The following is a 14,359-nucleotide window of genomic DNA, read 5'->3' as shown; positions in this document are numbered from 1 at the left end:
TCCTAACAATAACTAACAATATATCTACTACAAAGTAAGCCTAGCTCTGCATAATGTAGTTATTAGTCTTCTCTTGCTTTACTTAAGAGTTCTATTCATAAAAGGGAGTCCCTTATGAGCGTTTTTAGTTTCTTAAAAAATGTTGGTGCCAAAATTATGGGTAGCAGCGACACTACCGCTGCCACCTCTGACGAGCTAAAGAAAGAATTAGCCAAACACAATCTGGATGCAGAGGGCATCGAAGTCAGTGTAGAGGGCGATAAGGTCACCGTTACTGGCCCAGCAGCCTCTACAGAACAAGCTGAAAAAATCATTTTAGCTTTAGGTAACACCATGGGTGTATCCGCCGTAGAAAATAAACTTGATGTTGCTCAGCCCGCCACTGAGGCACGTATGTATACCGTTAAATCAGGTGATACGCTCTGGAAAATCGCTGAAGAAATGTACGGCAAAAGCAATGGTGCTAAATACAACGTCATTTTTGAAGCCAACACCCCCATGTTGAGTCATCCAGATAAAATTTACCCCGGTCAGGTATTACGTATTCCTGAACTTGGTTAAAACCAATCTTAAAAAAAGCCAGTTGATTCAACTGGCTTTTTTGATGCACAGCCATCTATATATTAACGACGGCGCTTGCCCTTACCTTTACCTTTGCCACCGCGCGCGCCACCACCACCTAGCAAGCCGCCTAAGCCGCCCATCATGCCACCCAGGCCTCCTCCGCCACCCATTCCACCAGCAAGCCCCCCTAGGCCGCCCATGCCACCCATCGCACGCATCATTTTCGCCATGCCACCACCTTTCATTTTTTTCATCACGCCTTGCATTTGATCAAACTGCTTGAGCAACTGATTGACTTCTTGGATGGGCACACCAGAGCCAATAGCAATACGACGTTTACGAGACGCCTTTATTAACTCGGGCTTAGCGCGTTCTGCTGGTGTCATGGCATTGATAATACCCTCGGTGCGACGCAGCTGCTTATCTGCCTCGCCCCCCTGCAGCTGCTCGGCAGCAGAAGCAAACTGAGCAGGTAGTTTTTTCAGCAATGAGCCCATATCGCCCATTTTTTTAACTTGCTGTAGCTGATCTTTAAAATCATTCAAATCAAAACGATCGCCCGATTTGATTTTCTCAGCCATTTTCTCGGCTTCAGCAATATCAATATTACGTTGAGCCTGCTCAACCAAACTAACAATATCACCCATGCCTAAAATACGCTGAGCCATACGCTCTGGGTGGAAAGGCTCTAGGCCATCCAGTTTTTCGGACACCCCTACAAATTTAAGTGGACGCCCTGTAATATGGCGTACTGATAAGGCCGCACCCCCACGTGCATCCCCGTCTAACTTTGTCAGTACCACACCCGTTAACGGTAAGGCATCCGCAAAAGCCTTCGCCACATTGACTGCGTCTTGACCCTGCATCGCATCCACAACAAACAAGGTCTCTACAGGGGTAATGGTATCGTAGAGCAGACGAATCTCTTTCATCATGGCTTCGTCAATACCAAGGCGACCGGCCGTATCCAGAATCAATACATCATAATGATGGCGACGCGCATGATCGACGGCTCGGGTCGCGATATCTTGGGGTTTTTCTGTGGGGCTAGATGGTAAAAAGTCCACGCCAACCTGAGCCGCAACTGTCTCTAATTGGTCAATCGCAGCAGGACGGTACACGTCCGCACTGACGACTAAGACTTTCTTTTTCCCTGTTTTACGGTCATTATGGGTATGACCCCCTTCGGCAAGCCATTTAGCGAGCTTACCGGTCGTTGTTGTTTTACCCGCGCCTTGTAAACCAGCCATTAAAATCACAGCCGGTGGTTGCATGGCTAATGAGAGCTCTGAGGCCTGTTCGCCTAAATCAGCCCCCATTAGCTGGGTAAGCTCTTGGTGAACAATACCCACAAGGGCTTGCCCTGGATTTAAAGAGTCAGCAACATCATGACCTAATGCTTGCTCTTTGACCTTTGCGATAAACTCACGCACTACGGGCAAGGCCACGTCGGCCTCAAGCAATGCCATGCGCACTTCGCGCAACATCTCTTGGGTGTTGGACTCAGTCAGTCTAGCTTGGCCACGCATTGTTTTTACAACACGCGACATACGCTGGGTAAGATTTTCAAACATAAGGCTGGTTTCGCTTAAACTATAGAATAGAGGAGACAGATTAAATATGGTTTACTATGGCATCGTGCCTGAAAACCCTTACCTACCCTGTCGATAAATATGTCTGCAAGTATAGTATTTCATGGATTGGCGGCCATTGCCTATGGCATCTTGGCCCTTTCGTTGTGGTTGCCCATACAAAAATACCAACGCTCTCCACACTTAGACCGTACCTTTAGAGTTGGGCTACTAGCTGCTCTAATCATTCATGGTACTGGTTTGTTATTGGCCATTATATTGCCACAAGGCTTGCATATTGGTTGGGCTTTGGCCCTATCTGCCGGACTTTGGCTCGGTATGGTGGTCTTTTGGTTCGAGAGCCTATATCTACGGTTAGATAGTTTATTGCTTATATTACTACCTACCGCCGCTCTAGTCAGCCTGATTACAGCCCTTTTCCCCGAGGGGATCATCGTACACCATGCTAATAACGACTGGCTGCGCGTGCATTTGCTCATTGCACTTGCGGCTTATGGCTTATCTGGTGTCGCCGCCATGCATGCTATTTTAATCACAGTACTAGATCGCCAGTTACACCGCCCTGTCCAAGCCATAGGACAACAGAACTCATGGTACAGAGCCTTAGACAGCATGCCCCCGTTAATGGTGCAAGAAACCCTACTATTTAGACTCATTCGTTTTGCTTTTATTGTACTAACACTAACGGTGTTAACTGGCATAGCTGTATCATTACGAGTCGATAATCAGTTAGTTCCTCTTGATCATAAAACCCTGTTTACCTTGTTATCTTGGCTTACTTTCGGTGCTTTATTAATTGGACGCCGTCTACGTGGTTGGCGTGGGCGTACAGCATTAAAATGGACCTTAGCGGGTTTTTGCTTATTATTGCTGGCATATACTGGCAGTCGTTTTGTTTTAGATGTTATTTTACAGCGAGGTCCCTTTGGCTAAATTGTTGTTATGGGTGGTTGTGATTATCGCCGCCCTCCTTGTTACACGCATGCTTACCCATAAAAAAGCTCAATCTGTTCGCCCCAGAGCCCCCAAGGCAGCAGCTCCTAAAGGTGCAGAACAAATGGTGCGCTGCGCTCACTGTGGTATTTACTTGCCTCGCTCTGAGGCCCTCATGAGTAACGACCATACTTGGTGCAGCTTAGATCATGCCAAATTAGGTCCTCGTCACTGATGTTATTTTTAGACAGGCATGGTTGGCTGCACCCCAATTCAATGGTGCAGCTAGCCCCGTCACCCAACCACAATACCCGCCCGCACGGTACTCAGCCCTATTTGCTGGTCATTCATAATATTAGCTTGCCCCCCAATCAATTTGAGGGCGATGCGGTGGTGCAGTTCTTTCAAAACCAATTGGATTTTGATAGTCATCCTTGGTTTAATCAAATTAGAGACCTAAAAGTATCAGCCCATTTCTTTATTCGTAGAGATGGTGTCATTGTGCAGTTTGTCTCTACGTACGACCGCGCCTGGCATGCAGGGATTTCCACCTTTAATGGCCGAGATAACTGCAACGATTTTTCGATTGGTATTGAGCTTGAGGGTGCAGATGTCATCCCCTATACCGAAACACAATACCAACGCCTCAGTCAGCTCACGGATCGCTTAAGCCAGCGTCATCCTATTCGTGCTGTACAAGGTCATGAGCACATCGCCCCGGTACGGAAAACCGACCCAGGACCGGCTTTTGATTGGCAGCATTACGCCACACAAACTAGACTACCATTACGTTTATTCCCATTAGCTTAACGACTCGATGACCACAAACAGTCTGGCTGTATTTGATCTAGCCGAGCACAACCAGCCAAGGCCATTGTCACCTCAAATTCAGTGCGTAGCATATGCAATACATGGGCCACCCCTGCTGGGCCTGCCGCGGCTAAGCCATAGATATAAGGCCGCCCTATCAATACCGCACTGGCTCCCAAGGCTAAAGCGATGAACACATCGCTGCCTCGTCGAATCCCCCCATCTAATAAAATAGGAATCCGTTTATTCACGGTTTTAGCAATGACGGACAACACCTGAAAAGGGGTTGGTGCCACATCTAAGACCCGCGCTCCGTGATTTGATACCACAATACCTGCCGCACCATAGGCAATGGCTTTTTCTGCATCCTCAGGGTGCAAAATACCTTTAATTATGACGGGTAAAGGGCAATCATGAATAAACTGCTGAATCTGGGGCCACGTCGGTGCTTTGCTCAAAAAGCCACTACCAAATAAAGGGCTCTGTCCCGCCTGAGCCACAGGCTCAGCAGGTCGATTAACATCTCGTAATAAAACTGCATCCACCCCTGCTGGCAATCTAAACTGAGCACGTTGTTCGCGATTACGGATTCCGCTCACAGGTGCATCTACCGTTAAAACAATGGCTTCTATCCCTACCTGCACCGCAAGATCTAGCAAACGCTGACTGGCAGCCTTATCTGTTTGCCAATACCACTGCAACCAGCGCGGCCCTGCCGCCTGCGCCGCCAAGGTTGTTAAGTCAACCGAAGACTGCATGCTAACCACAAAAGGCGTTTGCATTGCAGCAGCTGCTAACGCCGTTGCCTGCTCTCCGGCGGGATGTGCCAGTCTCTGATAGGCCACAGGCGCTAAAAAAATGGGAAAAGCATAGTCCTGCCCAAACAGCGTTAGCTGTGTATGAGCACCAGAAAAATCACGTAAAACTCGGGGCCAAATTTGATAGAAATGAGGGGCTTGTTCATTTTGGGCAAGCAAACGCTCATCGGCAGCGCCACCTGTAAAATAAGCCCATGCCTGCTCTGACATACGAGCTTGGGCATAAGGTAAATAATCATTAACAGCGACAATATCTGCCGGTATCTGAGACAACGGAGGTAATGGTTCTCTCATTAGATTTCAGCCCATTCACGTAATAAATTATGGTAAACACCGCTTAAGCGTGCTAATTGAGGGTCGGTACTGTCTTGAGCCGCAATCGCTTGGATACTTTGATCTAATTCCCACAGCATACTTCGTTTATGGGCTTGGCGTACCATACTCTGTGACCAGAAAAACGAGGCTAGACGTGTGCCTTTAGTCACAGGATTTACCCGATGTAGGCTTGTGCCAGGATACACCACCATATCACCCGCATTTAACTTAATACTCTGTGATCCATACGTATCCTCAATCACTAGCTCCCCTCCTTCATACTCAGCAGGATCACTAAAAAAAAGCGTGGATGACACATCTGTACGCAACCGATGCTCTGTACCTATAATCGGGAAAATAGCGTTATCAATATGATTACCATAGGAGCCTCCCCCTTGGTAACAGTTAAATCGAGGTGGCAGTATTTTAGCTGGTAATGCCGCGGCGACAAAAGTGGGGTTGTTTTGCAAAATGTGCAATAAAAAATCACCTATTTGTCTGGCTTCAATGCAATCCACGGGTAACTGCAAATTGGCTTTTACATGCTGCGCCAAATAACCCGCCGTTTTTTTTCCATTTTCCCATTGCGCATTAAATAATGCCTCGCGGCACTCTTGCACCTGCTCGGCATTGAGTACTTGTGGAATGATGATCAGCATGGGGACTCCTAAAATCAATCACTTTTCTATTTAAGACCATCATAAATGCAAACCGCCCCCGAAGGGGCGGCGACTCGGCTGCATCAGCTCAAGATTTACTCAAAGCGGTAGGTCGCATTTAACATATAAGAACGACCTGGACCTACGTTAGCAAAAACACCAACGTGAGAGGCATCATAAACACGCGTATTACCAATGTTATTGACGTTTAACTGTAAATCAAACTGTTTGTTTACGTCAAAGCGTACCATCGCATCATAAACGGTATGGGAAGGCAGTTTTAACTTATTCGCATCATCCACATAGCGCTGACCTACATACGTCACGCCACCGCCTACCGTCCACTGAGGATGTACTTTATAGGTGGTCCATAAAGAGGCACTGTTTTTAGCAATAAATTTAATTTGATTGCCATCAAAAACATTCGAACCATTACGATAGTTTTTTACCTTAGGATCTAAGTACGTATAACCGGCCCACACATCCCATTTAGGTGTAATAGCCCCAGTTGCGCTTAGTTCTAAGCCACGTACACGGTTACTACCTGCCAACGACACATCTCCGGTTAAGGGATCAGTAGAACGTGCATCTGTTTTATCTGTTTGGAACACAGCAGCAGCTAAGGACAGCTTATCTTCCATCAGATCCCATTTAGTGCCCAATTCCCATGAGCGACTTTTCTCGGGTTTTAGGTCATGAATTTTAGCACCGCCCGCTGGGCCATCAGCACCACCGGCTTGACCAAAGTTTTCGCCTGCAGGGTTAGACGAGGTGCCATAGGAAACATACACAGAGCCATTCGGAGCCGGTTTAAATACCACGCCTGCCTGATAGTTCCATAATCCATCACTGCGAGCATCACCTGATTTAGCATCAGCGACTTTAAACTTATCGTAGCGCACGCCCGCATTGACTGACCACTGCTCGTTAATTTCCATGGTGTCAAAGAAATAAGCAGACTGTGTTTTGATATCCCCGTCCTTAATTTTTGGGCCGTAAGCAATCACACTGTTATACGTTCGATTTGCATTCGGTGACCAGAAAGAATCAGTATCCGGGCCTGGACCTCCTGTCATAGCCTTAGAGGAAATCTCCTCTTTGCTGAACTCCAAGCCTGTAGCAAAACTATGCGTTAACGAGCCCGTCGTAAATGTGCCAAATAGATCTGTTTGGTTAATCAACGATTCACTCTTACGCCAACGCATACGATCAGCACGAGTAAACTGCAATCCGGCATCCTCTGCCGCGCAAGAGCCACCTGCTCCCGCCTTACAATTATCAAAGGAAGGGCGGGTAAATAAATAGTGATTTAAGCTAGTGCTGTACCGCGTTGTATTACGTAATGTCAATTGACTCGTAATGTCATGCTCTAGCTGGGCAGTTGCCGTATCAAATTTGTTTTCACGGAAATCCACATCGGTGCGCCCATAATAGTTTTCTCTATCTACTTTAATAGGGCTAACTCGATCAGGATTAGAGGCATTCACAAAAGGAATACCCATATCTGGGGTGTCATTGTTCTCAATATGCGAATAGCTCAAGATCACGCGTGTAGGAGTACCTAGACCAAACGCTACCGAAGGAGCAACCCCCCAGCGATTCATTTTCACATAATCACGCCCAGGCATATCACCGCCCATGCGCATCATATTTAAACGAACTGCACCTGTTTCTGAAAACACATAATTACCATCTACGGTTAAACGATGCTGCCCCCCATTTCCAATCCCTGCAGAACCTTCAGCAAAGTTCGTTAGACTAGGACTTTTAGTGACAAGGTTGATACTACCACCGGTACCACCACGTCCTGTATAGGCGGAGCTAGGCCCTTTAATCACCTCTACAGACTCAAGGTTAAAGGTCTCATGTGACCCACGCGCATAGTCACGTAAGCCATCAATAAATATATCTGTACTGGCTTCATAACCCCGAATAAAAGGACGATCACCCGTGGGGGTTCCCCCCTCACCCGAACCCAACGTAATACCTGGAGTCGTACGCAATACATCCTGTAGAGAGGTTGCGCCACGGTCTTTAATCACTTCCTCTGGGATAACATTAATTGTGCGGGGCGTATCCAATAAGGGGGCCGTCATTTTAGGTGAGTTCACCTCATGAGCTTGATAGCCGTCTATGGCAGAGCCCTCTACTGAAATAGTTTGCAGCTGAGGCACCACGCTGGTATCCGCTGTTTGCGCAAAGGCTGGCACGGTTAAGGCGCTACAAATGGCCGAATACAACATTTTTTGGCTAAATGACTTGACCGGCAGGCGGTTACTAGACATCGGGCTTCTCCTAGAGGATTAAATAAGACAAATTGTTAGATGTAAAAGATTGTCAAATGATAATCATTATCATTAGCAAACGCAAATCCAATTCGATTTAGATCCATCCTGTAGCCGCCACGCAACAAAAAAGGCGATGCATGATGCATCGCCTTAGACTCTACGTAATTAACTTGCTTTTATTTTTGCAATAGCAATCGATTCATGCGCTGAACAAAAGCAGCGGGTTCATCAAGAGCCGCCCCTTCGGCTAACATCGCCTGATCTAACAACAACGCAGCCCAGTCGCCAAAGTCAGCGTCACCTGCCTGACTGATACGTGAAACCAAAGAGTGCTCTGGATTAATTTCCAAAATCGGCTTCACATCGGGAGCTGGTTGGCCTGCAGCCTGTAGCATACGGAGCAAATGAGGGCTCATTTCATTTTCATCGACCACTACACATGCAGGCGAGTCCACCAATCGGCTTGTAACACGAACCTCTTTGACCTTTTCGCCCAATGTGGTTTGCAAGCGTTCGACTAGCGGTTTGAATTCCTCGGCAACCTTTTCATGCTTTTGCTTTTCTTCCTCGTTTTCGAGTTCAGCAAGGTCTAGCCCACCTTTAGCAACCGAAACCAACGGCTTACCATCAAATTCGGTTAGGAACGACAGCATCCACTCATCAACACGCTCGCTAAGCAGTAAAACCTCAATGCCTTTTTTAGCGAAAACCTCTAGATGTGGGCTATGTTTAGCGGCGGAATACGAGTCTGCCGTCACGTAATAGATTTTATCCTGCCCTTCTTTCATGCGCGCGATATAGTCAGCAAAGGACACCTCCTGCGCTGCACTGTCGGCATGCGTAGAGGCAAAACGCATTAAGCCTGCAATACGCTCTTTATTCGTGGCGTCTTCTCCGACACCCTCTTTCAGCACCTGACCGAAGGTTTGCCAGAACTCAGCATATTTTTCAGCTTGGTTTTCGGCTAAGTCCTCTAATAGAGATAAGATGCGGCGAGCAGAGCCATCTCGAATCGCACGTACATCACGGCTTTCTTGCAAAATTTCACGTGAGACGTTTAACGGTAAATCGGCGGAATCAATCACACCGCGCACAAAGCGTAGGTAGTTCGGTAACAACTGCTCTGCGTCATCCATGATGAAGACGCGTTTTACATAAAGCTGCACACCACGTTTGGCATCACGGTCCCACATATCAAAGGGGGCGCGTTTAGGCACATAAAGTAACTGCGTGTATTCCGTACGCCCTTCGACTCGGTTATGAGACCACGCTAAAGGATCTTCAAAATCATGGGCAATATGCTTGTAGAACTCAATGTATTGCTCATCCTCAATTTCACTGCGAGAACGCGTCCATAGTGCATTAGCCTGGTTTACGGTTTCCCACTCATTGGACTTGACCTGTTCTTGTTTTTCTTCGTCCCACTCTTCTTTGCGCATTTGAACAGGCAACGAAATATGATCTGAGTAGCGACGTAATACGGAACGTAAACGCCAGCCATCCGCAAATTCGGCTTCGTCCTCGCGCAAGTACAAGGTAATAGAGGTACCTCGATCTGCTTTCTCGGCAGGAGCGACATTAAACTCGCCCTGACCTTCGGATTCCCATAAAACACCTTCTGTTTCAGCCGTACCGGCACGACGGCTTAGTACAGATACCTTTTCAGCCACAATAAAGGATGAGTAAAACCCAACCCCAAACTGACCAATCAATTGGGCGTCTTTTTGTTTGTCACCAGTCAGTTGTCCAAAAAACTCTTTTGTCCCAGAACGAGCAATCGTCCCTAAATTTTGTACGGCCTCATCACGCGTCATCCCTATACCGTTATCAGAGATCGTGACAGTGCGGTTTTCTTTGTCAAATTCGACTCGAATACGCATCTCGCCCTCGCCCTCAAGGAGCTCAGGATTATCAATGGACTCAAAGCGAAGCTTATCGCAGGCGTCAGAAGCGTTAGAAATCAATTCACGCAGGAAAATTTCTTTGTTGGAATACAAAGAGTGAATCATCAAATGCAATAACTGTTTAACTTCCGTTTGAAAACCCAGGGTTTCAGCGTTGTGTTGTTCTACTTGGCTCATGATTTATACACACCAAAAGAGTTAATCGTTAATCAATGTGATTACAGATGGGGCTAGCCCCATTAATTTCAAGCCCAACAATCGAGTCGTTTTAGCGTCTTTGTCTTTGCTAGAATGAACTATCTGTTGACGCTTAGCCATAACCCACTGAAAAGACACATGAAACAACTTATTGAAACCCCAAACTCTCGCCCTATCCGAATCTGGACAGACGATATTGACCCAACTGCTTTAGCACAACTTAAAAATGTCTCAACGCTTCCTTTTGTTCACGCACATGGTGTAGTGGCGATGCCGGACGTACACGTCGGTATTGGGGCGACGGTCGGTAGTGTTATTGCCACCGATCATGCCGTTATTCCTGCCGCTGTGGGTGTCGATATCGGTTGTGGGATTAATGCCGTGCGTCTATCTCTTCACGCCTCAGACTTACCCGATAATTTAGCACCTATCCGACATCAGATTGAGCGCGATGTGCCATTAGGCATGGGGCCTGCAGGTTCCCATAAACATAAAAACCGCCCCGCCTTTGACCCTGACTTAGCCAAGCGCCTACAGCTCATTATGGCCAAACACCCAGGCCTAGAAAAAAACAATGCGCAAAGTCAGATAGGGACCTTAGGGTCAGGCAACCATTTTATTGAGATCTGTCTCGATCAAAATGATGCGGTTTGGGTGATGTTGCACTCAGGATCTCGCGGTATTGGTAATTTAATTGGACGCTATTTCATTGAAAAAGCAAAAAAACGCATGGAGTCGTTTGGGATTCAGTTACCCGACAATGATCTAGCCTATTTACCTGATGACAGTGATGACTTTAAAGACTATGTGGAAGCCGTCCAATGGGCACAAGACTACGCCTTTGAAAACCGTCGCGTGATGATGAAAAAAACCATAGCGGCGCTACGCCGCCATATAAAAAAACCCGTTGAGATTACCCAAGAAGCGATTAACTGCCATCATAACTACGTAGAACAAGAAACGCATTTTGGTCGTCAGCTGTGGGTGACACGTAAAGGCGCCATCCGCGCTCGTGATGGGGACTTAGGCGTTATACCGGGCAGTATGGGCCAACGCAGCTACATTGTGCGTGGTAAAGGCAATCTGGATTCCTACTGCTCTTGTGCGCATGGTGCAGGCCGAAAATTTAGCCGAACCGCAGCCAGAAAACAGTTTTCTGTTGATGACCTACGCGCTCAAACTGAAGGAGTAGAGTGCCGCAAAGACAGTGCCGTCTTAGATGAGCTGCCTGCAGCCTACAAAGACATTGATGAGGTTATGGCCAACCAAACCGATCTTGTAGAGGTACTGCATACGCTAAAACAGGTGGTTTGTGTAAAAGGAGCCTAACAACCTCCATCATTGCTTTTGTTGTCCTAGGTGCACTATGTGCACCATTGGGTTAATTTTTTGAGGTGCATACATTGTCATCTCTAAAATGCAAAACAAGTTAACACCATCAATCAAGGACACAGGTATGCAAACCACAACAATCGTCACAGAAGAAGAAATCATCGCACGCGCTACCGCTCTTATCCCCACATTACGAGAACGCGCCGCTGACACAGAAAAAAACCGCATGGTTCCCACAGAAACCATTCAAGACTTTCAAGACGCCGGTTTCTTTAAAATTTTGCAGCCAAAACGCTGGGGGGGCTATGAAATGCACCCAAATGTACTCAATAAAGTCCTCATGGAGCTAGGCCGAGGCTGTCCATCCAGCGCATGGAATGTCATGGTTTTAGGCGTCCATCCTTTTGAAATTGGTTTATTAGACCCTAAGGTTGGTGATGAAGTGTGGGGCGAAGACCCGACAGCGCTGATTTCCTCATCCTACGCCCCTTTTGGTAAGGTCACGGCAGTCGACGGTGGCTATGAGTTAAATGGCGAGTGGCTGACCTCCAGTGGTTGTGACCATGCCTCTGGCGGCGCCTTTTTAGGAGGTCGCGTCCAAGAAAATGGTGGTATGGTATTTCGCTCTTTCTGGGTTCCGGCCCATTACCTGAAAATCGTGGATGACTGGCATGTGGTAGGCTTAGCTGGCACAGGAAGCAAGAAGCTCATCGTTGATAAAGTATTTGTCCCCAGCTACCGTAGCCACGTGATTGGCGACTATTGCGAAGCCACACATGGTCACGTTGATAACCTCTATAAGATGCCCTTCTTTTACATGTTCTATGCTGCCGTATCTTCTGTGATTGTCGGTATGGCGCGTGGTATGGAAGACATGTACATCGAGCATATGACCCCAAGACAAAACCTCAACCAAGCTGTGGGTGCCGCAGTCAATGACCCCTTCATTAAACAACGCCTTGGTGCGGCCTCTGCAAAAATTATGGGGGCTGCATCTCGTATTCTTCATAACACCGAAGAGGCCTGGAGCTACGCCTCTACGGGTCAACTTGTGCCCTTAGATATGCGAATCAAACACTTTGCCACCAATCAATTTACGGGTGGTGAGTGTTTTGAGGCGGCCCATATGCTGTTCAAGAAGACCTCAACTCGCGGCGTCTGGCTCAGTAGCCCAATGCAACGTCAAATGCGTGATATTTTGGTAGCCTCGAATCACATCACCCAAAACGAAGATAACATTGGTGATCTTTTCGGCGGACAACTGCTCGGGGCCCCGCTACCCGTCCCCAATCCATTCGGTGCTAAATCCAACGAATAAGAGAGAGACAAATGACCGTTGAATTAGGCTCTATTGCAACCAATCAGTTATTGAGTTGGATACCTAACGATGCACTGGCGGATTTACCCGTCGTAGCAGAGGCAGATCATCGCACCGGTATGAGGCATGTGGCGGCAGCTACTAGCCTTCTCACCACGTTGAATAACGGCCAGACCTCTGGCCTAACCGCGACTGCTGTTTGCTCCGTTACCGCTGAACCACCGCGCGTCGTTGCCTTTGTAAATAAAAACACCTACGCCGCCGATCAAATCCTACAAAGTGGTTTACTTTGTATTAACACCTTAGCTGGGCATCAATCGGAGCTGGCTTGTATTTTTGCAGGCATGCGCAAAGATATTACTGGCCCAGATCGCTTTCAACACGGTAACTGGGACACCCTCATCACTGGTGCGCCTGTTTTAGCAGAAGCCAAAGCTAATTTTGACTGTAGGGTAGTTAAGGTCTTTGATGAAAGTACCCACTATGCCCTGTTATGCGAAGTGCTTGCTACACGTAGCAACGAGGAATATGGCGCCTTAGTCTACATGGATGGACAGTTTCACACCCTAAATCCGATCACGACCTAAATCAATATCACACCGATTCAGCTGCTTCTCTATCTCTCTCACCACATCATTTAGGTGAGTCAGATACCGAGTAGCAGCTGCCTCTGGCGTTAAGATATGCTTTAAAAACACTAAGTTGATGGTAGCGAGCACACGGTTTTGATAAAAAATAGGAACCGCAATTGCGGCTACTCGATTTTCCTTACCCCAATCCCCCTCATTGGACGCGTAGCCTTGTTGCTGCGTTTTTTCAATGAGCTGACGTATAAACAAAGCATCATGAGCCAGTGGTGACTGCGGCGAATTCTCTGCTTGAATAATAGCCAGTAGTTGCTGTTGCTCCTGTTTAGGACAAAAACAAAAGTAAGCTCTCCCTGCAGCCGTCGTCAATAAGGGTAATCGACGGCGGACCATACCTCGGTGAAAAGACAACGAGCTAAACCGATGCGTAGTTTCGCGAATGACGACAGCGGCCCCGTCTAAGGTACATAGATCCGATGGCCACAAAGTATGTTGAAGTAAATCACCAATTGCTGGTGTTGCGATTTCAGTAACCCAGTCATCGTCTTTCACCCCATCACTGAGCTGTCGTACCAAATGGCTCAATCGGTAGCTGGTGTCAGATCGGCTTTGCTTCACATAGCCTTCTGCTATGAGTGTATGTAAAAGACGTTTTACTGTTGTGCGATGAATACCGGTACGCTGACTTAACTCGCTGATTTGCGCAGAACCACTAGGGGTGGTACTCAAAACCTGCAAAATCGCTAAGCCCCGAGCAAGGCTTTGAGAGCGTTTGTAGGGTGTAGACGAATTAAGCATAGTCACTCATTCAAATAAAAACAGTAATTGTAAATAGCACTATTACAGGAATAATTTTAGCAGTTTAACCAGCAAGACTAGGAAATTAACATGAGCAGCAATAAGAAACTAAAGGTTGCGATCATTGGGTCCGGTAACATTGGTACGGACTTGATGATCAAAGTGTTGCGCAATGGCAAGCACGTTGAAATGGGTGCAATGGTTGGTATTGACCCGAATTCAGACGGGTTGGCACGTGCACAG

At 47.2% G+C, this 14,359-nt stretch carries 13 protein-coding genes and 1 pseudogene; 8 read left to right on the top strand and 6 right to left on the bottom strand.

From position 1 onward, the window contains the following. Window positions 1–114: 114 nt before the first annotated feature. Window positions 115–561 carry a peptidoglycan-binding protein LysM gene (gene lysM, locus Q0Z62_RS03320; protein WP_298050788.1) on the top strand — a complete coding sequence of 149 codons (447 nt, stop codon included), beginning with the start codon at window positions 115–117 and terminating at the stop codon, window positions 559–561. 62 nt (window positions 562–623) lie between these two features. Here the strand turns inward: lysM and ffh are convergent, their stop codons facing one another. Further along, complete coding sequence (gene ffh, locus Q0Z62_RS03315; RefSeq protein ID WP_298050785.1) at window positions 624–2,138, bottom strand: signal recognition particle protein; 1,515 nt, start codon at window positions 2,136–2,138, stop codon at window positions 624–626. A gap of 99 nt (window positions 2,139–2,237) precedes the next feature. Here ffh and Q0Z62_RS03310 point away from each other — a divergent pair, with 99 nt between their 5' ends. The 3 genes from Q0Z62_RS03310 to ampD are packed head-to-tail and all read left to right on the top strand — an operon-like array spanning window position 2,238 to window position 3,899. Then, window positions 2,238–3,089, top strand: a complete 852-nt coding sequence (locus tag Q0Z62_RS03310; protein WP_298050781.1) for an inner membrane protein YpjD — start codon at window positions 2,238–2,240, stop codon at window positions 3,087–3,089. After that, window positions 3,082–3,324 carry a PP0621 family protein gene (locus Q0Z62_RS03305; RefSeq protein WP_298050779.1) on the top strand — a complete coding sequence of 81 codons (243 nt, stop codon included), beginning with the start codon at window positions 3,082–3,084 and terminating at the stop codon, window positions 3,322–3,324. Before Q0Z62_RS03310 ends, Q0Z62_RS03305 begins: the two co-directional genes overlap by 8 nt. Next, on the top strand, window positions 3,324–3,899 hold the full coding sequence (gene ampD / locus Q0Z62_RS03300; RefSeq protein WP_298050777.1) for a 1,6-anhydro-N-acetylmuramyl-L-alanine amidase AmpD: 576 nt from the start codon (window positions 3,324–3,326) through the stop codon (window positions 3,897–3,899). The genes Q0Z62_RS03305 and ampD overlap by 1 nt, the downstream gene beginning before the upstream one ends. Here the strand turns inward: ampD and Q0Z62_RS03295 are convergent. The 4 genes from Q0Z62_RS03295 to htpG all read right to left on the bottom strand — a co-directional run bounded on the left by Q0Z62_RS03295 (window position 3,896) and on the right by htpG (window position 10,060). Continuing rightward, window positions 3,896–5,011: an alpha-hydroxy acid oxidase gene (locus Q0Z62_RS03295; protein WP_298050775.1), complete on the bottom strand. Its 1,116-nt coding sequence runs from the start codon at window positions 5,009–5,011 to the stop codon at window positions 3,896–3,898. The two genes, ampD and Q0Z62_RS03295, sit on opposite strands and share 4 nt — an antisense overlap. Continuing rightward, window positions 5,011–5,691 carry a Fe2+-dependent dioxygenase gene (locus Q0Z62_RS03290; protein WP_269900511.1) on the bottom strand — a complete coding sequence of 227 codons (681 nt, stop codon included), beginning with the start codon at window positions 5,689–5,691 and terminating at the stop codon, window positions 5,011–5,013. The genes Q0Z62_RS03295 and Q0Z62_RS03290 overlap by 1 nt, the downstream gene beginning before the upstream one ends. 95 nt (window positions 5,692–5,786) lie before the next feature. Beyond that, complete coding sequence (locus tag Q0Z62_RS03285) at window positions 5,787–7,976, bottom strand: TonB-dependent siderophore receptor (protein WP_298050771.1); 2,190 nt, start codon at window positions 7,974–7,976, stop codon at window positions 5,787–5,789. A 179-nt stretch (window positions 7,977–8,155) separates the two neighbouring features. After that, on the bottom strand, window positions 8,156–10,060 hold the full coding sequence (gene htpG / locus Q0Z62_RS03280) for a molecular chaperone HtpG (RefSeq protein ID WP_298050769.1): 1,905 nt from the start codon (window positions 10,058–10,060) through the stop codon (window positions 8,156–8,158). 159 nt (window positions 10,061–10,219) lie between these two features. Here htpG and Q0Z62_RS03275 point away from each other — a divergent pair, with 159 nt between their 5' ends. From Q0Z62_RS03275 to Q0Z62_RS03265, 3 genes are all read left to right on the top strand, one after another. Beyond that, a complete protein-coding gene (locus Q0Z62_RS03275) occupies window positions 10,220–11,410 on the top strand; it encodes an RtcB family protein (protein WP_298050767.1) in 1,191 nt (396 codons plus the stop codon). Between the two features lie 127 nt (window positions 11,411–11,537). Continuing rightward, entirely contained in the window at window positions 11,538–12,731 is a 1,194-nt protein-coding gene (locus tag Q0Z62_RS03270; protein WP_298050765.1) for an acyl-CoA dehydrogenase family protein, read from the top strand. Between the two features lie 11 nt (window positions 12,732–12,742). Then, the gene (locus Q0Z62_RS03265; RefSeq protein ID WP_298050762.1) at window positions 12,743–13,318 is read left to right on the top strand and encodes a flavin reductase family protein; all 576 of its coding nucleotides are present in this window, start codon (window positions 12,743–12,745) and stop codon (window positions 13,316–13,318) included. Here Q0Z62_RS03265 and Q0Z62_RS03260 read toward each other — a convergent pair. Continuing rightward, entirely contained in the window at window positions 13,298–14,116 is an 819-nt protein-coding gene (locus tag Q0Z62_RS03260) for a DNA-binding transcriptional regulator (protein WP_298050759.1), read from the bottom strand. The genes Q0Z62_RS03265 and Q0Z62_RS03260 overlap by 21 nt on opposite strands. Before the next feature lie 90 nt (window positions 14,117–14,206). Between Q0Z62_RS03260 and Q0Z62_RS03255 the strand changes: the two are divergent. Further along, window positions 14,207–14,359: pseudogene (locus Q0Z62_RS03255) on the top strand (acetaldehyde dehydrogenase); the annotation flags it as partial.

The sequence above is a fragment of the uncultured Paenalcaligenes sp. genome, assembly GCF_947630565.1.
In the GTDB taxonomy this organism is placed as follows: Bacteria; Pseudomonadota; Gammaproteobacteria; order Burkholderiales; family Burkholderiaceae_B; genus Paenalcaligenes; species Paenalcaligenes faecalis.
Note: the sequence above shows the minus strand (reverse complement) of the source record. Positions and strands in the feature narration are given on the sequence as shown.

Bases quoted from the DNA above. Each gene is read 5' to 3' on its own strand.
- Q0Z62_RS03270 (WP_298050765.1), top strand. From the start codon at position 11,538: ATGCAAACCACAACAATCGTCACAGAAGAAGAAATCATCGCACGCGCT.
- Q0Z62_RS03260 (WP_298050759.1), bottom strand. From the start codon at position 14,116: ATGCTTAATTCGTCTACACCCTACAAACGCTCTCAAAGCCTTGCTCGG.
- ffh (WP_298050785.1), bottom strand. From the start codon at position 2,138: ATGTTTGAAAATCTTACCCAGCGTATGTCGCGTGTTGTAAAAACAATG.
- Q0Z62_RS03310 (WP_298050781.1), top strand. From the start codon at position 2,238: ATGTCTGCAAGTATAGTATTTCATGGATTGGCGGCCATTGCCTATGGC.
- lysM (WP_298050788.1), top strand. From the start codon at position 115: ATGAGCGTTTTTAGTTTCTTAAAAAATGTTGGTGCCAAAATTATGGGT.
- Q0Z62_RS03265 (WP_298050762.1), top strand. From the start codon at position 12,743: ATGACCGTTGAATTAGGCTCTATTGCAACCAATCAGTTATTGAGTTGG.
- Q0Z62_RS03290 (WP_269900511.1), bottom strand. From the start codon at position 5,691: ATGCTGATCATCATTCCACAAGTACTCAATGCCGAGCAGGTGCAAGAG.
- Q0Z62_RS03275 (WP_298050767.1), top strand. From the start codon at position 10,220: ATGAAACAACTTATTGAAACCCCAAACTCTCGCCCTATCCGAATCTGG.
- ampD (WP_298050777.1), top strand. From the start codon at position 3,324: ATGTTATTTTTAGACAGGCATGGTTGGCTGCACCCCAATTCAATGGTG.
- htpG (WP_298050769.1), bottom strand. From the start codon at position 10,060: ATGAGCCAAGTAGAACAACACAACGCTGAAACCCTGGGTTTTCAAACG.
- Q0Z62_RS03295 (WP_298050775.1), bottom strand. From the start codon at position 5,011: ATGAGAGAACCATTACCTCCGTTGTCTCAGATACCGGCAGATATTGTC.
- Q0Z62_RS03285 (WP_298050771.1), bottom strand. From the start codon at position 7,976: ATGTCTAGTAACCGCCTGCCGGTCAAGTCATTTAGCCAAAAAATGTTG.